Genomic DNA, 19,937 nt, shown 5'->3' on the forward strand with positions numbered 1-19,937 from the left:
CTCATGAATCAGACCCGCAAGGTCCTCGTGATCGGCGGCGGCGCGGCCGGAAACGCCGTGACGATCCTGCTGCGTCGCGCCGGGGTGCCCGTCGACCTGATCGAGGCCCAGCCCGGCTGGAACGCCAGTGCCGGATCCGGTATCACCCTCCAGGGCAACGCCCTGCGCGTGCTGCGCGAACTCGGCGTGTGGAAGGAGGTCGAGGCATCCGGCTTCGGGTTCGACGCCGTCGGCATCACGGCCCCCGACGGCACCGTTCTGCACGTCTCCGAAGACCTCCGCAGCGGCGGCGACAACCTGCCCGCCACCGTCGGCATGCAGCGCCCCCAACTGCAGCGCATTCTGATGCGAGCCGTCCGCGAGAGCGGCGCGACGGTGCGCCTCGGTGTCACGGCCACCTCACTCGAGCAGGACGCGCACGGCGTCGACGTCCGGTTCAGCGACGGTGCCCAAGGCCGCTACGACCTGGTGGTCGCCGCCGACGGGCTCGGCTCCGGCACGCGGTCCGCGATCGGCATCGCCACAAAGCCGAAGCCGACCGGCATGGCCATCTGGCGCGTCGCCGCCCCGCGCCCCGAGGGCGTGACCCGGGCTGACCTCGCCTACGGCGGTCCCGCCTACATCGCCGGCTACTGCCCCACAAGCGCCACCACGCTCTACGCGTTCGTGGTCGAGGCCGCCCGCGATCGCGCCTCCATCCCGCCACAGTCGTACGCGGACGAGATGACCCGCATCGCCAAGGCATACGGCGGCCACTGGCCGGAGATCACCGCACACATCACCGACCCGGCCCAGGTCAACTACACCTGGTTCGACCAGCTGCTGGTGGAGGGCTCCTGGCACCGCGGCCGCGTGGTCCTCGTCGGGGACGCCGCGCACTGCTGCCCGCCCACCCTCGCGCAGGGCGCCGCCCTGTCCCTGGAGGACGCACTCGTCCTCGCCGAACTCCTCACGGGCTCCGACACCTGGGACGACGCCTTGCTGCGGGCGTACCACGAGCGGCGGATACCGCGTGTGCGGGCCGTGGTCGAGGCATCCGTGCAGATCGGGCAGTGGCAGTTGGACGGCGTACGCGACGCGGATGTCCCCGGCCTCATGGGCCGCATCATGGCCATGCTGACGGAGCGGCCGTGACCGCGCCTGCCGGGGGAGCCGCCCTGACCGCGCGCACCGAGGGAGCGGCGGCGCCCTCCGCCGTGACCGCGCCCACCGTGGACGTGCACGCGCACGTGCTGCTGCCCGAGGTGGACGCTCTGGTGAGCGGGCTGCCGGGTCACCTTGAAGCCCGTGCCCTGGACGCCCGGCGCAACGGTCCTGCCGCCCTGGCCGTCAACGGACCGATGATCGGCGAACGCATCTCGCGTCTCACCGACCCCTCGGCCCGGCTGGCCGCGATGGACGCCCAAGGCGTCGATGTGCAGTTGGTCAGCCCGTCGCCCTCGCACTACCACTACTGGGCCGACGAGCAGACGGCCGAGAAGGTCTACCGTCTGGCCAACGAGGCCACCGCGACCCACTGCTCGGCCGACCCCGAACGGCTGCGCGGCCTGGGCCTGGCGCCGCTCCAGCATTCGGACCTCGCGGTCCGCGCCCTCGAACACGCCCTGGAACAAGGCCTTTTGGGCGTGGAGATATCCAGCCACGCTCCCAGTCACACTCCCGGCCACACTTCCAGTCTGGCTCCCAGTCGTACCCCCGACCGCGGGCTGTTCCGCGAGCTGTCGGATCCCGCCTACGAGCCGCTGTGGGCGCGGGCAGAGGAGACGGGAGCCATCCTCTTCCTGCACCCCTTCGGCTGCACGCTCGACGAGCGCCTCGACCAGTGGTACCTGTCCAACACCGTCGGCCAGCCCACCGAGAACGCCGTCGCACTCTCCCACCTGATCTTCTCCGGAGTCCTTGACCGGCATCCGGCCCTGAAGGTGCTTGCCGCGCACGGCGGCGGCTACCTTCCCACGCACATCGGCCGATCCGACCACGCCTGGTCGGCACGGTCGGACGCGAGCATCGCCTGCGCACACCCGCCCAGCAGCTATCTCAAGCGCCTCCACTTCGACTCCCTCGTCCACGACCCGCACGTGCTCAGGGAGTTGATCCGCGCCGCCGGAGCGGACCGGGTCCTGCTCGGCTCCGACTTCCCCTTCGACATGGGCACCCAGGACCCCGTCGGTGCCCTGCGCGCCGCGCACCTGCCCGACGCCGACTTCCACGCCGTACGGGGCGCCAACGCGGCCGCACTCTTCCGGAAGGACTGACATCATGACCCGCCTGCTCACTCACCTGCGCCACGTCGACCTCGCCGTGCCCGACTACGACCGGCAGCTGGACTTCTACTCCGGCGTCTGGGGCCTCACGAAGGTCACCGAGGACTCCGGCATCTCCTTCCTCGCGGCCGAAGGCTCGCCGGAGCAGTACGTGGTCCGGCTGCGCAAGGCCGCCGAGAAGCGCCTCGACCTCATCTCGTACGGGGCCTCGACCCCTGCCGACGTGGAGACCCTCGCCGAACAACTCCTCGCCGATGGCGTGCAGTTGATCACGCAGCCTGGCGCCATCGACACCCCGGGCGGCGGTTACGGCTTCCGCTTCTTCGATGTCGACGGCCGCACCATCGAGGTCTCCACCGACGTGGAGGTGCGCCGGCACCGGAAGATCGAGGCGAAGGAGGCCATCCCGGTCAAGCTCTCCCACGTCGTCCTCAACGCCCCCGACCTGAACACGACCCGCGCCTGGTACGAACGCCACCTCGGCTTCAAGCTCTCGGACACGCTCATGCACCCGAACATGGGCGAGGCGATGCACTTCATGCGCATCTCCAACCAGCACCACTCCATGGCCATCGCCCAGGGCCCGCACGCGGCCCTGCACCACATCTCGTTCGAGCTGCGCGGCATCGACGAGTACATGCGCGGATCGGGCCGCGTCATCCGTGCCGGACACCACAAGATCTGGGGCCCCGGCCGCCACGTCGCGGGAGACAACACCTTCACCTACTTCCTCGACCCGAACGGCAACACCGTCGAGTACACCACCGAGCTGGAGATGCTCGACGAGGACACCTGGCACCCCCACGTGTACGACTTCTCCGACCCCGAGGTCACCGACCAGTGGGGCACCGCGAACGCGATGAACGAGTTCGTCGCCAAGGAGTCGTTCAACGACGTCGACCGCGGCTGCTTCGTCGCCCCGCCGGTCTGACCCCATCCCGAACTCCGGGGGCGCGGTGACCCAGTCAACGCCCTGACGCCACATCCCGCGCCCCCGGTCACTTTCCTGTGCCAGGAGAAGATCTCTATGCGTCTCGCAGCCTACGAACACCAGCACCAGCACCAGCACCAACACCAACACCAACGTCGCGTCGGCGTCGTCGAGGACGACGGAACCCTCTACCCCCTGCCCGGGGTCACTTCCCTGACCGAACTGCTCGCCCCCGGCGACGGACTGCGCGGCCTCCTCGACCGCGGCGCCGATGCACTTGACGTGCCGGCCGGCCCGCACGTCTCCCAGGTGCGGCTGCTGGCGCCCTTGCAGCCCGCCTCCGTACGGGATTTCGTCACGTTCGAGGAGCACGTGGAGGGCGTACGCCGTTCCGTGGAGGGCACCGCCGGCGTCCCCGAGCAGTGGTACGAGGCCCCGACCTTCTACTTCGGCAACCCCCACGCCGTCCACGGCCCGCACGACGACATCCCGGCGGCGCCCGGAGCCAGGGTCCTGGACTTCGAACTCGAAGTGGCGGCCGTGATCGGACGCGAGGGCAGCGATCTCAGCCCCGAGCAGGCCCGCGAGCACATCGTCGGCTACACGATCTTCAACGACTGGTCCGCGCGGGACCTCCAGTCGGCCGAGATGAGGGTGGGCCTCGGCCCCTGCAAGGGCAAGGACACCGCCACCACCCTCGGCCCCTACCTGGTCACCGCCGACGAACTGGAGCCCTACCGCGACAGTGACGGTTTCCTCCGGCTCACCCTGATCGCCGAGATCAACGGTGAGGTGGTCGGCACGGACCTGCTGTCCAACATGAGCTGGACCTTTGAAGAGATGGTCGCTTACGCCTCACGTGGCACCCGCGTGGTCCCCGGCGATGTCCTCGGCTCCGGAACCTGTGGCAACGGAGGCTGCCTCGCCGAACTCTGGGGTCTGCGCGGCCGACAGGACCCGCCGCCCCTCAAGCCCGGCGACACCGTCACCCTCACCGTCGAAGGCATCGGCACCGTCTCCAACACCGTGGTGCCCGGCCCCGAACCTCGCCCGATCCCCGCCGCCCGGCGCCGCCCCAGGGAGCGACCGTGAGTGACCCGCAGGTGACGGACCCGCAAGCCGTGATCGACCCACAGGCCGCGACTGGCCCACCTTCTGGCCCACGTCCCCAGCGCCTCCGCGGCAAGGTCGTGGTCGTCACCGGCGCGGCCCGTGGCCAGGGCGCCGCCGAAGCCGAGGCGATCACCCGAGAAGGCGCCCGCGTGATCGCCACCGACGTCGCCGAGGCACCCGGCGTCCGCCGCCTCGACGTCACCAGCGACACGGACTGGGCCCAACTGGCCGCCGAACTGAGGCAGTCGTACGAGCAGGTGCACGGCCTGGTCAACAACGCCGGAATCACCTGGCGCGCACGGATCGATGACGTACGCGCCGATGACATGGCCCGCGTCCACGCGGTCAACGTCACCGGACCGCTCCTCGGCATCCAGCACCTCGCCCCATTGATGCGGCCGGGGGCCTCCATCGTCAACGTCGGTTCCTCGGCGGCTCTGACCGCCCACTACCCGGTCGCGTACACCACCAGCAAGTGGGCCCTGCGCGGCCTGTCGAGGACCGCGGCCATGGAACTCGGCCCGCGCGGCATCCGCGTGAACACCCTCCACCCGGGCTTCATCGAGACGGAGATGACGGCGACCGCGCCGGCCGCCTTCCGTGACACGACCCTGCGCGACACCCCGCTCGGCCGCACCGGCACGGTCGACGACATCACTCCGTTGGTCAGGTTCCTGCTCAGCGACGACGCGTCGTTCATCACCGGGGCCGACATCCCCGTGGACGGCGGCTACACCTCGCACGGCGGCGCCAAGGCGGTGTCCGACGCTCTCCGCCGGACCTGACCCGGGTCGGTGAGAACCGCTCATCGCGCTAAGCGGTCTCGAGCACGATCTTTCCGCGGATGTGGCCTCGGGCGGCGCGTTCGTGCGCGGCTCGGGCGTCCGCGAGCGGGAACGTGCTGTCGATTGCCACGCGGACCGTGCCCGCGTCGAGCAGACGCCCCAGTTCGGCGAGCTGCGCGCCGTTCGAGCGGACCTGGGTGCCGGTGACCGTGACGCCCAGCTTGGCGGTCTCTTCCTCGTCGAACTCTCCGAAGAAAACGGGGAACTGGGAGCCGCCGCGCTTGAGCGTACGCAGGAAACGCTTGCTGTCGGGACCGCCGACGGTGTCGAGGACGAGGTCGACGTCACGCACGGCATCCTCGGGACGACTCTTGGTGTAGTCGATGAACTGATCGGCGCCGAGCTCGCGCAGGAACGCTTCATGTGCGCCCGATGCCACCGCGATGACTTGTGCGCCCTTCCATTTCGCCAGTTGTAGCGCGAAGTGCCCGACGCCGCCGGCGGCGCCGTTGACGAGCACCGTCGTGTCGGCGCCGAGCGCAATCGGGCGGTGTCGCGCCGCCTGGAAGGGCGACGGGTGATCGTGTCCGAGGTCGATCAGGAACTGCCACGCGGTGAGCCCGGCCATGGGCGCTCCTGCGGCGTGCACGTGATCGATGGCGACCGGCTTGAGTGCCAGGTCCGCGGCGGGCGCGGCGACGTACTCGGCGTAGGTGCTGCCGTCGAAGCTGGGGAAGCGCAGGAGACCGAAGACTTCGTCGCCGACGGAGAAGCCGTCCACATCCGCAGCCACGGCCTCGACGACGCCCGACAGGTCCGTCCCCGGGATCACGGGCAGCGCGAACTTCGGCCTCGTTTCGGGAGGCAGGTTGGACATCCCGTCGCGCAGATACCAGTCGGGAGGGTTGATGCCTGCTGCATGGACGCGGACGAGCACCTCGCCCGGCCCCGGTACGGGAAGCGGCACCTCCTCGTAGCGCAGAACTTCAGGGCCGCCGTGTTCATGTAGGCGGATTGCCCTCATCGTGTGTGTCGGCATCGTTCTTCTCCTGCCCGCGCCGCGAGTTACGCTTATTCGGATCAGCGATCCACATAAGTGAACCACTGATCCGAATATATGGACCAGTGATCCGGATAGTCAAGGGGAACCATGCGGGCCGACGCCAGGAAGAACCGCGACCACCTGCTCGCCGTAGCGGGCACCGCAATCGCCGAGCAAGGCGTCGACGTGTCCCTGCGTGACATCGCGCGCCGGGCCGATGTCGGGCTCGCGACACTGCTGCGGCACTTCCCGACGCGCGAGGCGCTGCTCGATGCCCTGCTCCGTACGAGCTTCGACGAACTGACGGCGAAGGCGTCCGCGCTCGAGACGTCGAGTCCGCCCGAGGAGGCACTCGTCTCCTGGCTACGCGACTGCGTCGCGTGGACGACCGAGTACCGGGGCGTGACCGTGCTGATGGCAGCTGCCATCGAGGAGCCCGAATCCGCACTCCACGCTTCGTGCGTGACCCTGCGCGCGGCCGGTGCGCGGCTCCTCACCCGTGCGCAGACGGCGGGCCTGGCGCGGAAGGACATCGACGGCGACGACCTGTTCGCGCTGGTGGCCATGCTCGCCTGGACCGGCGATCAGCCTTCGCTCGCGGCGAGCGCCGAGCACCTCTTCGAGGTGGTGGTGAGCGCGCTTCTGACGACGGCGCGGGGCAGCGAAGCCAAGTAGGAGCACCCCGCGCCCGCACAACCGACCGTCACCCGCCGCTCGCCCGCACCCACCCTCAACCCACCCACGCAGGAGCCCGGATGCACCCCGCCGTCGAACGCCTCACCGCACTCGTTCCGCCCCCGAGCCCTCGCCGCTCACGGGACTGGGCCGCCGTGGAGCAGCAGCTCGGTACCGCCCTGCCACCGGACTACAAGGAACTCGTCGAGGCATACGGGGGCGGGATCTTCGACGAGGAGATCTGGCTCCTGGACCCCGAATGCCCCGACAAGGGCTACAACCTCCTTGAGGAGGCCGAGGAGCGCGCGGAGATCCTCGCCACCTTGTGGGAGGTCGAGCCCAAGCCCGAGCAACTGACGGCAGGCGACGGGGCGTACGTGCTGCCCTGGGCCTACATCGAGGGCAGCGGCGCCATGCTGTACTGGCTGTGCCGACCGGGGCAGAAGCCGGAGGAGTGGACCACCCTGTTCAACGAGGGCCGGGGCCCGGAATGGGAGTACCACCCTCACTCCTGCACGCAGTTCCTCCTCCTTGCGCTCACCGGCGGAGCCGACACGGTCTACTTCGACGAATTCCCCCCGCAGCAGCACCAGTTCGAATCCAACGACGACATCCTCTGAGCGGCGGCTCGAGCAACCCTGGGGCAGGACGCGGCGGGGCAGTCCGTCATGGCTGTTCGGGCCCGCCAGACCATCTGGTCGTGCCCGCGCCGTGCAGGTGATTTGCCGCCTGCCGACGCCATGCCACCGTCTCGTCGGCCGTCGCGGAGCCCAGCTGGTCGAACAGGGTCAGTGCCTCCTCCCAGCAGGCGCGGGCCCGGTCTGTGTGCCCGATGCCGCTGAGTGCGCGGCCCAGGAGCGTGAGCACGCCGGCGCGGTGCCGGGCTCGTCCGGGTCCCGTCAGGAGGGAGAGCGCCAGCTCCGCATCGGCCGCGGCGTCCGCGAAGCGGCCCCTCGCGATGTGCACCTCGGCGAGCCGGAAGAGGGTCTGCCCCTCCCAGGTCTGCTCGTGCTGGGCCCTGAACACCTCCAGGGCCAGCCGGAGTTCGAACGTGGCGTCGTCATACCGTCCGGTCCTGGTGTAGGCCAGGCCGAGTACGTAACGGACGTGGGCGGCCCGCACTCTGAGCCCCATGTCGTCGTGGATGGCGAGAGCTTGCCGAGCGAGTTCGACGGCGCCGGCGGAGCGTCCCATGGCCAGGTGAACGCGGGCCAGATCGCCCAGGGCCTCGGCATCACCGGCCCGGTTTCCGAGCGCGCGGAAGGTGTCGATGGCCTGCCGCAGGTAGCGCTCCGCATCGGCGTGCCGACCCGCGTGCATCGCGATGAGCCCGAGGTCGTGGGTGGCCCAGCATCGGGGCAGCGGGTCGCCGCTCTCCTCGGCGAGCCGCAAGGCGCACCGTGCCTCCTCGTCCGCCTCCTCCAGGCGCCCGGACAGCAGCAGCACACCGGCCAGCGCCGTTCTGGCTCTGCCTTCGGCCCGGGCGTCCCCGGCGTCGCGGGCAGCGGCAAACGCGGCGGCAGCCACGGATTCGTACAGCCCGGGGTTGGCGCCCGGCTCGGCAAGCTCTTTGGCCGCGAGGAGCAGGTCCACGCTGCGGCCCAGGGAATCGGGCGTCAGGGACTGCTGGACGCAGGCGAGGACGCAGTCGGACTCGGCATGCAGCCAGGCACGGGCGGCGGCATCGTCACCGAAGCTCAGGCCCGCGTTCTGCGTGGGTGCGAAGTATCCGACCATGGTGTCACCCGGGTGTGCCAGTTCGTACGCCTGCGACGCCGACGCGAGGTGGAACTCGAGCAGCCGGGAGAGCGACGCGGCCCGCTGGCTGGGTGGCTGCTCGTCGCGCTCCGCGCACGCTCGGGCGTACAACCGCACGAGGTCGTGGTAGCGGTAGCGGCCGGGTGCCGCCGATTCCAGCAGAGACGTGTCGACGAGCGACTCCAGGAGGTCTTCCGTCGGTTCCAGGGGCAGGTCGAGCATTGCTGCCGCAGAGGTCAGCGATATGTCCGGGCCGTCGGCCAGGCCCAACAGCCGAAAGGCCCGCGCTTGCGCGGGCTCGAGCGCCCCGTAGTCCAGTTCGAAGGTCGCCTTGACCGCGAGGTCGCCGGTCTGGAGCTCATCGAGCCGCCGCCGCTTGTCCGCCAGTTTCGCCGCGAGCACGGAGACGGTCCAGGTCCTGCGGGCGGCCAGGCGGGAGGCCGCGATCCTGATCGCCAGGGGCAGGAACCCGCACGCCGCGACCACATCGAGCGCCGCGTGCCGTTCGGGGGCCACACGCTCCGCGCCCACGATCCTCTTGAAGAGCAGCAGCGCTTCCTCGGGGGACATCACATCCAGGTCGACCAGGTGGGCCGCGGGCAGGTCCACCATGCGCACGCGTGAGGTGATCAGCGCCGCACACTTGCCGAAGCCCGGCAGTAGTGGCCTGACCTGGGCCACGTCCCGCGCGTTGTCCAGGAGTACCAGGATCCGGCGGTCGGCGAGGGTGGAGCGGTACAGGGCTTGGCGTTCCTCCAGCGTGTCCGGGATCGCCGAGTCGGGGGTGCCAAGGGCGCGCAGAAACGTGCCCAGGACCGCTTCGGGGTCGGCCGCTCGTGCTCCGTTGCCCTGCAGGTCCACGAAGAGCTGGCCGTCGGGGAAGGAGGCTCTGAGTCCGTGCGCCACGTGGACCGCGAGCGTCGTCTTTCCTGCTCCGCCGATACCGGCCAGGGCCGACACCGTCATGCCGCGGTGTTCGGTGGAGGACAACGCCTCGCTCAGCTCGGCAACCAAGGTGGCCTTTCCGGTGAAGTCAGGCACAGTAGCCGGGAGTTGCTCCAGGCGTACCCTCACCGCCGCGTACTCGCGCGCGGGCGCCGCAGGTCGGGCCAGGTCCGTGTCGGCCCGCAGGATGCGCATCTGCAGCTCGCTCAGTTCGGGGCGCGGGTCGATGCCCAGTTCGTTGGTGAGCAGGCGCCGCGTGTCGGCGTACACGGCGAGGGCTTCGGCCTGACGTCCGGCGCGGTAGAGCGCCAGCATCAGTAGTTCCCGCAGCCGCTCCCGCAGGGGGTGCTGCGCTGTCAGGGCGGTGAGCTCGGAGACCACTGCGCCGTGGTGTCCGAGCTCGAGGTCGAGGTCCATGCGCGTCTCGAGGAGCTGCAGTCGCCACTCCTCGAGGCGCGTGCGCTGTGTCTCGGCGTAGGGGCCAGGAACATTGGCCAGCGGCTCGCCGTCCCACAGCGACAAGGCGGTGTCCAGCAACGATCGGGCCTTGCTGCGCTCACCCGCCGTGCGCGCCTTCTGGGTTTCGGACCACAGTTGCTCGGCCGCCGCGAGGTCCAATGCGTCGGCGGGAACGGGAAGCCTGATCGAGTAGCCTCCCGAGATGCTCGCGAGCAGCCCTGGAGGAAAGGCCTTGCGCAGGCGTGAGGCATACGTGCGCACTGCTGCCAGGGCCGGAGAAGGGGGAAAATCGCCCCAGATCGCGTCGATGAGTTCGTAAGCGGTCGCCACTCGCCCGTCGCGCAGCAACAACGCGGCCAAGAGAGCCCGTTGCTGTGGAGAGCCGGTCGGCAGCTGTTCCGTGCCGCGCCAGGCCCGTACGGGGCCGAGCACGGAGAAGCGCACGGTGTCGGCGGGGTGGCCGCGCTCGTGCCCCTGTGGCGGTTCGACCTGGATGGGACGCTTCTGCACGACGGGCGCAGGCGGCGGGGTGGCCCGCGGTTCAACGATGCGCGCGAGCGGGGTGCGCAGGCCCTGTCGCGGTTCGACGGCGTGGGTCGTCTGAGTGCGTTCGGTCAGCGTGTCGGTGGCCCGGACCATGGCCCTGGCGTCCTCGGCCCTTTGCGCGGGGCCCAGAACCTGTGCCGCCTCGAACTCTGTGCCGGTCAGGGTGCGAAGGGAGGACAGTGACTGCGGATGGTGGGTGCCGAGCGTCGCCGAGGTCTTCTGGGCCATGACGGCAAGGACGTCTGCAGCCCGCTCCATGCGCTGCCGTGCGCCGGCTGAGCGGGCCGACTCGAATTCGGCCGAGGCCAGGGCCACCACGGCGGACAGTGATCGGGGATGGCTCTCGCCGAGGGCTCCCACCAACTGGCGTACCGCGTACTCCAGTTCAGCGAGTAGTTCGTCCGCATCGGCGATCGCTCCCTGCTGTCGTACGCCCTCGATGAGGATGGTGAGCGCCAGGACCTGCACGTTGAGCTGGGCCTCGGGGCCCTCGTCCGCGGTTGCCGTGTCGAGCGCGTGCCGGGCGGCGGCGATGGCCTCTTCGTGATCACCCTTGCGTATTTTGACCGCTGCCAGGTTCGCGAGCGTACGAGCGGCTGCGATCCCGGTGGTCGCGCGCGAGCCCGGGTCGTGGTCGAAGGCCAGCAACACCGAGGCCGCCGACAGCTTTCCCCGGTTCGCCAGGGTGACGGCGAGCTGGTTGCGCACGGCGCTGTCCAGGCGCCGCAGCTCGGGATTCCGCAGGGCGCTGTTCGACACCTGGTCCACCAGCGCCGAGGACTGGTCCCAAAGGCCCAGCGCGTCAAGCAGTACGCAGAGGTACGCGAAGTGCTTGCCCGCCCCCGGGGCGAACAGCGCACGAGGATCGTTCCGCAGGTCGGTCACCGCGCCGATGATCTCGGTGAGGGTCGCGGTCCCTCCCGACAGGGCGCTTTCTGCCCGTGAAATGGCCGACTGCCAGGATGAGTTCATCCGCCGCCCCCTCCGAAGTCGTTCTCGATGGCGCGTCGCGCCGCGATGAACTTCAATTCGGCTATTTGGGACGCGTCCATCTCTCCCGCTTCGGCCCACTGCTGGAGGCGGTGAAACCACTCCTCAACCTTGACGCCGTTGGTGACGGCGACGTCTCTTACTGCCTCGACCCGCTCCCCGCCCGGCGGGCCGGGCGGGCGGAGCACGTCGATGAGGTGGGACAGCTGCAGATGGTCGAAGCGGGAGACGGCTTCCGCGATGGTCGCGGCAAACAGGACGTTCGCTGCGCGCTGACCGTCCGCCCGGTCGAGGCTCTGCTCCAGAAGGATGCCCACGACGATCGGCTCATGTTCTTGGGAGGCGCTCTCCACCGGCCCGCCGGAGTAGCCCGAGTAGTCACCCAGCACCTGATCCACCGTCAATTGCAATGCCTCGATGGCTGCCCCGCCCTGGCACGCGTAGTCGGGGGACTGGGCGTCAATGTTGCCACGCAACTTCGCCTCGTCCAGGGCGGGCCGGTAGGGCCCTTCCCAGCGGCCGCCGATGAGGGCGCGTCCGGCCTTCCTGATCATCGTCAGAGGTACGTAGTGATGTGCCCCGATCTCGATCAGCGCCAGGTCGGCGCTCTCGTCCTGCCGGCACACCTGCCCCTCGATCAGGCTGCCGTCGGACAGGACGATGCGCACGCTGCGATCGGGCGTGCTCAGCCCTCGCAGACAGTGGAGCGCGGTCAGGACATACCGGGGCGTCAACAGAAAGCCCCCGCCGAGGCGTTGTTGTCCCTGAAACAAATCGACCCAGCAGTCCGCCCCCGTCGCGCCGGTCATGTGGTACCAGAGGTCCGCTCCACGGTCAGGGTGACCTCGAACGACGCCTCCGCCGACGCTTTGGAGAGGATGACCCCGGCTTCGGCGGCGAGAGTCAGGCCGAAGGTGACCTCCATGGAGGAGACCTGCCAGCCGTCCCGGGCGGGAGCCTGCGCCAGGGCTGTCTGCGCGATCGTCGACGCCTGCACGATCGCCTCCTCCACCTCGGCCGAGCGCTCGGCGAGCGGCGACGTCGTCCGGGTCCGGCTGGCGATCTGCCTGTTGCCGACGGCATCGAGCGCCACCGTCTCCACCCTGACGTGATTCATGTACTGCGTCGCCCCCGTACTTCGTTGCCCCGTGCGGCAGTTGACCGACCCCACCGACGGATCGATCTCCCCCATCAAAGCGCGTGAGGCGACACAGCGGCAAGGGTTTGCCGAGGCTGCGCCCGGTTCACCCCACCAGATCAGGCGACCGCAGCAGCTGTGGCGGGATGCCCCAGGCGTCGACGAGGTCGGTTGCGAGGGGGCGGATCTTGCGGCACAGGTCGTTCACCTCGCGGCGGATCGCCTTGGAGCGCTGTGTCGTCAGGCGGCCGTGTTCCATGAACCAGGCGCGGTCCGCCTCGATCGTGGAGAGGGCGAAGAGGTCGCACAGCAGCCCCAGCGCGACCTTGTTGTCGCCGTCGGGCAGTTGGCGCATCTTGTCCACGAAGGCTTCGAGCACCAGCCGCTCCATGTGGGCGTGGGCCACCGCGATCACATGGTCCTGCACCTGTGAGAAGACGACGCCGGGGTGGGTTTTCTGGTCCATTCCGCGCTTGAGCCGGCGTGCGACGCCGGCGAGCATGTGCTCCTCGCGGAAGCGCAGCATGGCCAGTTGGTACTCCGAGTCGAGCAGGCCCGCCTCCTGGTCCCACTCGTCGCCGCCGGGCAGCAAGTCGCGTACCCGCTCAAGCAGTTTGTGGGCCGAGGTCTTCTCGATGACCGTTTCCACGGCCAGGTTGGTGACGTAGCGGACCATGCCGAGCTGGTCCAGGTTCTCGAACTCGCTGGCGTAGTGGGTGAGCAAGCCCTTCGCCACCAGCTGGAGCAGCACATGATTATCGCCCTCGAACGTCGCGAAGACATCGCTGTCGGCCTTCAGGGCGGCGAAGCGGTTGACGGCCAGGTAGCCGGCGCCCCCGCACGCCTCGCGGCACTCCTGGATCGTACGGGTGGCGTGCCAGGTGCCCAGTGCCTTGGTGCCCGCGGCCCGTGCCTCCAGTTCGCGTCGTGCGAGTTCGTCGTCATTGCCCCCGGAGAAGACTTCGTGCAGTTGTGTGCGCACGACGTCCTGGGCGAAGTGCAGCGCGTAGGTGCGTGCGATGAGCGGGAGCAGCCGGCGTTGGTGCATGCCGTAGTCGAGGAGCACCTGCTCCTCGGTGTCCGAGGCGGCCTGGAACTGCCGTCGGCGCACGGCGTACTTGGTGGCGATCGCCAACGCGACCTTGGCGGCGTTGATGGCGCCGCCGCCGACGCTGACCCGCCCCTGAACCAGCGTGCCGAGCATGGTGAAGAAGCGGCGGTCGGGATTGTCGATGGGGCTCTGGTAGACGCCCTCAGGAGTGACGTCGGCGAACTGGTTGAGCAGCGCCTCGCGCGGCACGCGGACGCCGTCGAACCAGATGCGGCCATTGTCCACGCCGTTGAGACCCATCTTGCGGCCGTCGTCCTCGATCCGGACGCCGGGCGCCACCTCACCGTCGACGCGGACCGGCACGACGAACGCGTGCACGCCCTCGCGCTTTCCGTCCACCTCCAGCTGGGCGAAGACGACCGCCAGCTCGGCGTGCCGGGCCGCGTTGCCGATGTAGTCCTTCCGGGCCTCGTCCCCGCCGGTGGTGATGACGAACTCCTGGCTGTCGGCGTCGTACCGAGCCACCGTGCCAAGCGCCTGGACGTTGGAGCCGTGCCCGGTCTCGGTCATCGCGAAGCAACCCATCAGCTCCCCGGTGATCAGACGCGGCAGATAGGCCTCGTGGTGACGCCTGGTGCCCAGGTGCAGGATCGCGCCGCCGAAGAGCCCGAACTGCACGCCGACCTTCACCAGCACCGACAGATCGCCGAAAGCGAGCGTCTCGAACGCGGCGATCGACGCACCGATGTCGCCGCCCCCGCCGTACTCCTTCGGAAAGCCCATGCCCGTCTGGCCCGTCGCCGCCATCTCCACGACGAGCTCACGCACGCGCTCGCGGAACTCGTCGAAGCCGAGCTCCTCCGCGTCGTCGAGTACGCCCGCGTACGTCGCCAGATTGGTGCGCACCAGATCGCGGACCTCGGCGTATTCACCGTCGAGCAGCTCGGTGAGAGCCTGGATGTCGATGGTGGGCTGCGCGTAACCGCTGGGGGAGGCGGAGCTTGGGGAGGCAGAGCTTTCGGTGACCATGTCGCCCTGCTACCCGCGCGTAAGCGGATCAAATCGGTCGCCTGGTCCATCTGCGCTGCCGCCGTGAGGCCGCCCGAAGTACGAAGCTGCCGAAGGGGTGGGTGTGTCAGTGGGGCGGTGCATGATCGGGCGTATGACATTTGGTTCGCTCGAGGCTCTGAGTGCGCTCGCCCATGGGCACCTGTCCTCCGACGTCGCCGAGCGATGGGTGGGTCTGCTCCGTCCGGCTGTCCGGCTCGAAGCGGCAGAGGAAGCGACGGCTGGGGGAGCGACGGCTGGGGGAGCGACGGCCGGGGATGCGGCGACGGGGGAAGCCAACACCGTTGTGGGCCGACTCGGCGGCCTGCCGCATCTCCCGCCCGACGTGGAATGGCCGTCCTGGCAGGGACATGGGCCCCTTTCCTTCGTGGCCTCGCTGGACTGCGGCGCGCTGCCCGTCGCCGCGCTGGACATAGATCTCCCGCCCGAAGGGACCCTGTCGTTCTTCTACTTTGACGGACAGGTGGATGACGGCGACGCGATGGTCTTCGTGGAGGATCGCGAGAGCTGGGCGGGCGCGCGGGTCCTCTACACATCACCGGACGAGACGCCGGTCGAGCGTGCCGCGCCCCAGGGCTTGCGGCCGTATCCGCAGGTCCTGCTCGCCGCCCGCCCCGGCCTGACCGCGGCCGAGCCCTGGCATCCTCGGCTCCGAGACGCCTTCGCGCCCGGAGCCCCGCTGGGGAACCGCTACGACCATCCTGTGTGCGCGCAGGAATTCCTCGAGGCGATGTGGGAGTTCGACGTAGCGGCGGGGCACCAGGTCGGCGGTCATGCCCATGCGGTGCAGAACCCGGTGGAGATCGAGGTGGCGGAAGCGGTCCTCGGTGAGGCAGCAACGACCTGCGATGCCCGGGTCCTCGATCAGGAGATCAGCGACTGGGTACTGCTGGCCCAGTTCGACAGCGATGACGACGCCGCCATGATGTGGGGCGACGCAGGCACACTGTATTGGCTCATCCGTCCCACGGACCTGACCGAGCGCCGCTTCGACCGGGCGATGTTCACCTGGCAGTGCAGCTGATTGGGTCGGTTCGGTTCGTACGGCCCTGTTCGTCATTAGGCTGGATGCCCCCATCGTCCAAGGAGCAGCGTGCCGCCGGCCTTCGTCCACCGCATCACCAAGTACGATCCCGCCGACCGTGACGAGTGCGGTCATTACACCGGTGCGCAGGACACGGTCAGCGACCACGGGCCGGTCGAGGCGGCGTATCTGGCGGCGATCGGCGCCTTCGCGGAGGCCTCGGGCATCGACCGGATGGAGATTCGCGAGCCCGCAGTCACCGGCTTCGTTCACTTCGGCCTGGAGCCGCCGGTTGAGGGACACGGCCTCGCCGGGCTCTTTCCGCCCGACCTCACCGGCTATCACGATGGTGCCGAGGTCTCCCTTCCGGTCGCTCTGGAGCTGGTCCGGGCCATGCTCCGCGACCAGGGCGCATGGTGTCGGCTGGAGGTGGGGGACGTGTTCACCGTGCATGTGGGGTGGGATCAGTACGTGTACGTGGGCATCGACCGGCCCTGCGCGGACGCAGTGGCCCGTACCCGGGAACTCGGTCTCTTCGCCGAGCCGATGACGGCCTCGCCCTACGCGGCACAGCCCGAGGAACAAGAGGTGACGGAGGCCGCCGACGAGGGCTTCTGGGCGCGTGTGCGTACGGAGTTGGCCGCACGGCAGACGTTGCTCCTCGAGGAGGCCTTCGTCCGCAACGCCGTACGCTGGCACCGCCTCACGGCGGACAACCTCGACGAGGTGCGCGCCGGTTTCGGCCCGCGCGCCCTGCTGACCGTCTGGCCCGACCTGGACCCCGATGTCGGCGCGGTTCTCGCGGCGCTGCCCGAGGAGGGAACGGTGGTGTTCGTCTGGGAGGCGCAGGACGGCACGATCAGGCACGTGATCGTCGATGACAGTGAGAGTGAGTACGAGGAGCTCGCCGCCCTGACCGCAGGCATGCGTGCCGCCTGCGCCTTGCCCATGGACCTCGACGAGCATCATCCGCTGCTCTGCGCGGCCCTGCCCGACAGCGATGGGGTGCTGCGCGCCACGTGGTGAGCTGGGGGACTCGTTCGGCTACGCATTCTCAGCTCGCGACGTATCCCCTGAGCTCCCGGCACTCTTGCGCCGGACGCGGCTGCTGTAGTCCGCTGGCCCGCATGGGGAAGAGGAGCATTGCCGCAATGACCGCCGCCCTTGTCGCGGGGTCCCTTCTGACGGGCGTACCGCATGCGGGTGCGCAGGCTGCCGCGCGTTCCACCGAGAGCTCATCACCGCCGACCGGGTCGCCTCACGTTCCGGGGGTCGACCTGGACACCGTCACGATCCCGGAGTTACAGGCGCGCATGGGGGAGGGGTCGCTGACCTCCTCGACACTGACCAAGGCCTACCTGCGGCGCATCGCGCGCGTCGATCCCAAGATCGACTCGGTGCTGCGCACGAGCCCGACGGCCCTGCGTGAAGCGGCCGCCAGCGACGTACGCCACCGACGTGGAAAGTCCCTGGGGCCGTTGGACGGTATCCCCGTCCTCCTCAAGGACAACGTGAATACCCGTGACATGCCGACGACGGCCGGGTCGCTCGCGCTCGCCGGGAGCCCGCCCGCCACCGACGCCGCGCTGGTGACCCGGTTGAGGAAGGCCGGGGCGGTGATTCTCGGCAAGACCAACCTGTCCGAATGGGCCAACTTCCGTGCCGCGAAGCCGACATCGGGGTGGTCGGCGGTGGGCGGCCAGACCAAGAACCCGTACGTGCTCGACCGCAATCCGTGCGGATCGTCCTCCGGCTCCGCCGCCGCGCTGGCCGCGTCGTTGTCGCAGGTGGCGATCGGCACCGAGACGGACGGCTCCATCGTGTGCCCGGCCGGGATGAACGGTGTCGTCGGCCACAAGCCCAGTCTCGGCCTGGTCAGCCAGTCGGGCGTGGTGCCGATCTCCGCCGAGCAGGACACGGCAGGGCCCATGGCGCGCAACGTGATCGACACCGCGCTCACGCTATCGGTGCTCAGCGAGCGTGAGGGCTCGCGTGGTGACGGCACCGCGACAGTGGACCAGAGGGAGACCAGCCTCCGCGGCAAGCGGATCGGCCTGTGGCGCCTGCCCTCGCTGGGACCGGACGTGGACGCCGTGATGACCCGTACGGCGAAGAAGCTGCGCAAGGCCGGAGCCGTGGTGGTCGAGGTGACACCTCCGTACCAGGCTCGGTTGGCCGAACTCGAGTTCCCGGCGCTGCTCAGCGAGTTCCACCGGGACATCGACGCCTACCTCGGCACGCCCAAGGGGCCACGTGACCTCGCTGAGCTGATCGAGTTCAACCGCACCCACCCCGAGGAACAGACCTGCTTCGCCGGACAGGAGCTGTTCGAGCAGGCCCTCGCCTCGCCGCCCACCACCGATCCCAAGTACCGGGCGATGCGCGCCGAACTGAAGGACCTCTCCCGGCGCTCCATCGACGAGACCATGTCCGCCCACCGCCTGGACGCCATCGCCGCGCCCACGAACCCGCCCGCCTGGACCACCGACTGCGCGCGCGGCGACAACGACGTCATCCCCTCCTCCACCCCGGCAGCCGTCGCCGGATACCCGTCCCTCTCGGTGCCCGCCGGGTCCGTGAACGAACTGCCGATCGGCCTGCTGCTGATGGCCGGCGACCACCAGGACGCCAAGCTGCTGTCGCTGGGGGCCGCGGTGGAGGACCGTCTGAGGGCCTGGCGAGCACCGCGCTACCTGCCGACGGCTGGCAGTGGCGCGCAGAAGTGAAATGGCACGGAGAGTGGGACGCCGAGGAAGAGGCAGGGCCTACTTGGCGGGCACGGGAATCCTCCACGCAACGACCCCGGCCGCGGTGAGCCCGGCGACGGCCAGGCAGCTGCTGGCGAGGAACGGATCGGTGCCGTCCAGGGCGGGAGCGAACCCGACGCCTACGTAGAGGGCGATTCCGGTGGCACCGCCCAGTTGATCGGCGGCTCGTTGGACACCGGAGGCGATGCCCGCGTCGTCTTCGGTGACTCCGGTCACCGCGATGGACTGCAGGCCCACGAGCCCGAAGCCCATCCCGGCGGCGATGAGCAGCATCGCCGGGATCAGGGCCAGGCTGCCGGTGCCGAGGCAGGAGACCAGAGCGATGGCCGCCATCGCCAGCGCGGTGAAGCCGATCCCCGCCAGGACGCAGGTCCGGGCGCCCCACCGTTGGACCAGGCGAGGCACCAGCACCGAGGCCGCGATCAGGAACACCGCCAACGGCACCATGGTCAGGCCTGCCTGGAGCGGGCCGGCTTCTCTGCGGTCTTGCAGGTAGTAGGTGAACAGCAGGAAGGAGGTGGACAGGGCCGCGCTCAGCAGCGCGGTGGCGAGGTTGGCCCGGATGCGCGGCGGGTTGTGAAAGACCCGCAGGGGAACGACCGGGTTACGTGACCGCCGCTCGGTCCTGATGAACAGGGCCCCGGCCGCCACCGCACCGACCAGCGCCGTCGGCGGCAGCCATGGCAGCGTACTGTCCGCCTCTCCTGCCTCGACCACCCCAAGGGTGAAGAGCAGCGGGGCTGCGACCAGCAGGAGCGAACCGAGAAGGTCCACTGGTGACGGCTCAGCAGGTCGTTCACTTGGCACGAGCAGGAGCACCGCGGCGACCACGACCGCGACGAAAGGCACGGACACCAGGAAGATCCATCGCCAGCCCAGCAGCTCGATGATGATGCCGGAAAGCGCGAACCCAAGGACGAGGCCACAGCTGGCGACGGCCGCCCACACGCTCAACGCCCGGGTCCTGCGCGGTCCCTCGGGGAACAGCAGGACGATCAGTGACATCGCTGCCGGAAGCGCCAGCGCCTCGCCGACTCCCTGCAGCAGCCGTGCCGTCACGAGCAGAGGGAGGGAGGGCGCGAGCCCCGCCAACAGCGAAGCGCCCCCGAAAAGCGTCGTGCCGAGCAGCAGAATGCGACGCCTTCCGAGTACGTCGCCCAGTCGGCCGCCGAGCATCAGCAGCCCACCACCAGTGATCGTGTACCCGACCACGACCCAGGTCAGTGCGTGACCGTCGACGCCGAAATCGGCGCCGATCGAGGGCAGGGCTACGTTGACGACGGTCACGTCGACCGCGATGAAGAACTGCAGCATGGCCATGCAGCGCAGCAGCAGCCACGCATGCGCCGGGGACGTTCGGTCCCGGCGCGAGAAGAGAAT

16 protein-coding genes are annotated in these 19,937 nt (G+C 69.6%); 10 read left to right on the forward strand and 6 right to left on the reverse strand.

Features of this window, described 5'->3' with window-relative positions; genetic code table 11:
• Window positions 1-3 precede the first annotated feature (3 nt).
• The 5 genes from ACWFRU_RS40065 (at window position 4) to ACWFRU_RS40085 (ending at window position 5,093) form a co-directional block, all read left to right on the forward strand.
• Entirely contained in the window at window positions 4-1,134 is a 1,131-nt protein-coding gene (locus tag ACWFRU_RS40065; protein WP_453693426.1) for an FAD-dependent oxidoreductase, read from the forward strand.
• A 62-nt stretch (window positions 1,135-1,196) separates the two neighbouring features.
• A complete protein-coding gene (locus tag ACWFRU_RS40070; protein ID WP_453693451.1) occupies window positions 1,197-2,255 on the forward strand; it encodes an amidohydrolase family protein in 1,059 nt (352 codons plus the stop codon).
• Window positions 2,256-2,259: 4 nt separating this feature from the next.
• Window positions 2,260-3,195 carry a VOC family protein gene (locus ACWFRU_RS40075; RefSeq protein WP_453693428.1) on the forward strand — a complete coding sequence of 312 codons (936 nt, stop codon included), beginning with the start codon at window positions 2,260-2,262 and terminating at the stop codon, window positions 3,193-3,195.
• Window positions 3,196-3,291: 96 nt separating this feature from the next.
• Window positions 3,292-4,287: a fumarylacetoacetate hydrolase family protein gene (locus ACWFRU_RS40080; RefSeq protein WP_453693430.1), complete on the forward strand. Its 996-nt coding sequence runs from the start codon at window positions 3,292-3,294 to the stop codon at window positions 4,285-4,287.
• 32 nt (window positions 4,288-4,319) lie between these two features.
• A complete protein-coding gene (locus ACWFRU_RS40085) occupies window positions 4,320-5,093 on the forward strand; it encodes an SDR family NAD(P)-dependent oxidoreductase (RefSeq protein WP_453693453.1) in 774 nt (257 codons plus the stop codon).
• Window positions 5,094-5,121: 28 nt separating this feature from the next.
• Here ACWFRU_RS40085 and ACWFRU_RS40090 read toward each other — a convergent pair whose 3' ends face one another.
• Window positions 5,122-6,132, reverse strand: coding sequence for an NADP-dependent oxidoreductase (locus tag ACWFRU_RS40090; protein ID WP_453693432.1), 1,011 nt, complete (start codon window positions 6,130-6,132; stop codon window positions 5,122-5,124).
• A 111-nt stretch (window positions 6,133-6,243) separates the two neighbouring features.
• Here ACWFRU_RS40090 and ACWFRU_RS40095 point away from each other — a divergent pair, with 111 nt between their 5' ends.
• Together ACWFRU_RS40095 and ACWFRU_RS40100 are read left to right on the forward strand one after the other, a co-directional pair.
• Window positions 6,244-6,810 (forward strand): TetR/AcrR family transcriptional regulator, encoded by a 567-nt coding sequence (locus ACWFRU_RS40095; protein WP_453693434.1) that lies wholly within the window; start codon window positions 6,244-6,246, stop codon window positions 6,808-6,810.
• An 80-nt stretch (window positions 6,811-6,890) separates the two neighbouring features.
• Entirely contained in the window at window positions 6,891-7,430 is a 540-nt protein-coding gene (locus tag ACWFRU_RS40100) for an SMI1/KNR4 family protein (protein ID WP_453693436.1), read from the forward strand.
• Window positions 7,431-7,476: 46 nt separating this feature from the next.
• Here ACWFRU_RS40100 and ACWFRU_RS40105 read toward each other — a convergent pair whose 3' ends face one another.
• The 4 genes from ACWFRU_RS40105 to ACWFRU_RS40120 form a co-directional block, all read right to left on the reverse strand.
• Entirely contained in the window at window positions 7,477-10,611 is a 3,135-nt protein-coding gene (locus tag ACWFRU_RS40105; protein ID WP_453693455.1) for a BTAD domain-containing putative transcriptional regulator, read from the reverse strand.
• 875 nt (window positions 10,612-11,486) lie between these two features.
• Window positions 11,487-12,317 carry a trypsin-like peptidase domain-containing protein gene (locus ACWFRU_RS40110; protein WP_453693438.1) on the reverse strand — a complete coding sequence of 277 codons (831 nt, stop codon included), beginning with the start codon at window positions 12,315-12,317 and terminating at the stop codon, window positions 11,487-11,489.
• Complete coding sequence (locus tag ACWFRU_RS40115) at window positions 12,314-12,625, reverse strand: CU044_2847 family protein (protein WP_453693440.1); 312 nt, start codon at window positions 12,623-12,625, stop codon at window positions 12,314-12,316. Before ACWFRU_RS40115 ends, ACWFRU_RS40110 begins: the two co-directional genes overlap by 4 nt.
• Before the next feature lie 127 nt (window positions 12,626-12,752).
• Entirely contained in the window at window positions 12,753-14,726 is a 1,974-nt protein-coding gene (locus tag ACWFRU_RS40120; RefSeq protein ID WP_453693442.1) for an acyl-CoA dehydrogenase family protein, read from the reverse strand.
• Between the two features lie 133 nt (window positions 14,727-14,859).
• Between ACWFRU_RS40120 and ACWFRU_RS40125 the strand changes: the two genes are divergently transcribed.
• From ACWFRU_RS40125 to ACWFRU_RS40135, 3 genes are all read left to right on the forward strand, one after another.
• Window positions 14,860-15,789 carry a YwqG family protein gene (locus tag ACWFRU_RS40125; protein ID WP_453693444.1) on the forward strand — a complete coding sequence of 310 codons (930 nt, stop codon included), beginning with the start codon at window positions 14,860-14,862 and terminating at the stop codon, window positions 15,787-15,789.
• A 69-nt stretch (window positions 15,790-15,858) separates the two neighbouring features.
• A complete protein-coding gene (locus ACWFRU_RS40130; RefSeq protein ID WP_453693445.1) occupies window positions 15,859-16,815 on the forward strand; it encodes an RNA-binding protein in 957 nt (318 codons plus the stop codon).
• Between the two features lie 101 nt (window positions 16,816-16,916).
• Entirely contained in the window at window positions 16,917-18,515 is a 1,599-nt protein-coding gene (locus ACWFRU_RS40135) for an amidase (RefSeq protein WP_453693447.1), read from the forward strand.
• 39 nt (window positions 18,516-18,554) lie between these two features.
• On the opposite strand, the gene ACWFRU_RS40140 is transcribed toward ACWFRU_RS40135, so the two are convergent.
• Complete coding sequence (locus ACWFRU_RS40140; protein WP_453693457.1) at window positions 18,555-19,877, reverse strand: MFS transporter; 1,323 nt, start codon at window positions 19,875-19,877, stop codon at window positions 18,555-18,557.
• Between the last annotated feature and the right edge of the window lie 60 nt (window positions 19,878-19,937).

It is taken from the genome of Streptomyces sp. NPDC055099 (assembly GCF_053607685.1).

Bases quoted from the DNA above. Each gene is read 5' to 3' on its own strand.
- ACWFRU_RS40075 (WP_453693428.1), top strand. From the start codon at position 2,260: ATGACCCGCCTGCTCACTCACCTGCGCCACGTCGACCTCGCCGTGCCC.
- ACWFRU_RS40105 (WP_453693455.1), bottom strand. From the start codon at position 10,611: ATGGTCCGGGCCACCGACACGCTGACCGAACGCACTCAGACGACCCAC.
- ACWFRU_RS40095 (WP_453693434.1), top strand. From the start codon at position 6,244: ATGCGGGCCGACGCCAGGAAGAACCGCGACCACCTGCTCGCCGTAGCG.
- ACWFRU_RS40125 (WP_453693444.1), top strand. From the start codon at position 14,860: ATGACATTTGGTTCGCTCGAGGCTCTGAGTGCGCTCGCCCATGGGCAC.
- ACWFRU_RS40065 (WP_453693426.1), top strand. From the start codon at position 4: ATGAATCAGACCCGCAAGGTCCTCGTGATCGGCGGCGGCGCGGCCGGA.
- ACWFRU_RS40135 (WP_453693447.1), top strand. From the start codon at position 16,917: ATGGGGAAGAGGAGCATTGCCGCAATGACCGCCGCCCTTGTCGCGGGG.
- ACWFRU_RS40090 (WP_453693432.1), bottom strand. From the start codon at position 6,132: ATGCCGACACACACGATGAGGGCAATCCGCCTACATGAACACGGCGGC.
- ACWFRU_RS40100 (WP_453693436.1), top strand. From the start codon at position 6,891: ATGCACCCCGCCGTCGAACGCCTCACCGCACTCGTTCCGCCCCCGAGC.
- ACWFRU_RS40110 (WP_453693438.1), bottom strand. From the start codon at position 12,317: ATGACCGGCGCGACGGGGGCGGACTGCTGGGTCGATTTGTTTCAGGGA.
- ACWFRU_RS40080 (WP_453693430.1), top strand. From the start codon at position 3,292: ATGCGTCTCGCAGCCTACGAACACCAGCACCAGCACCAGCACCAACAC.
- ACWFRU_RS40140 (WP_453693457.1), bottom strand. From the start codon at position 19,877: ATGGCCATGCTGCAGTTCTTCATCGCGGTCGACGTGACCGTCGTCAAC.
- ACWFRU_RS40115 (WP_453693440.1), bottom strand. From the start codon at position 12,625: ATGAATCACGTCAGGGTGGAGACGGTGGCGCTCGATGCCGTCGGCAAC.
- ACWFRU_RS40120 (WP_453693442.1), bottom strand. From the start codon at position 14,726: ATGGTCACCGAAAGCTCTGCCTCCCCAAGCTCCGCCTCCCCCAGCGGT.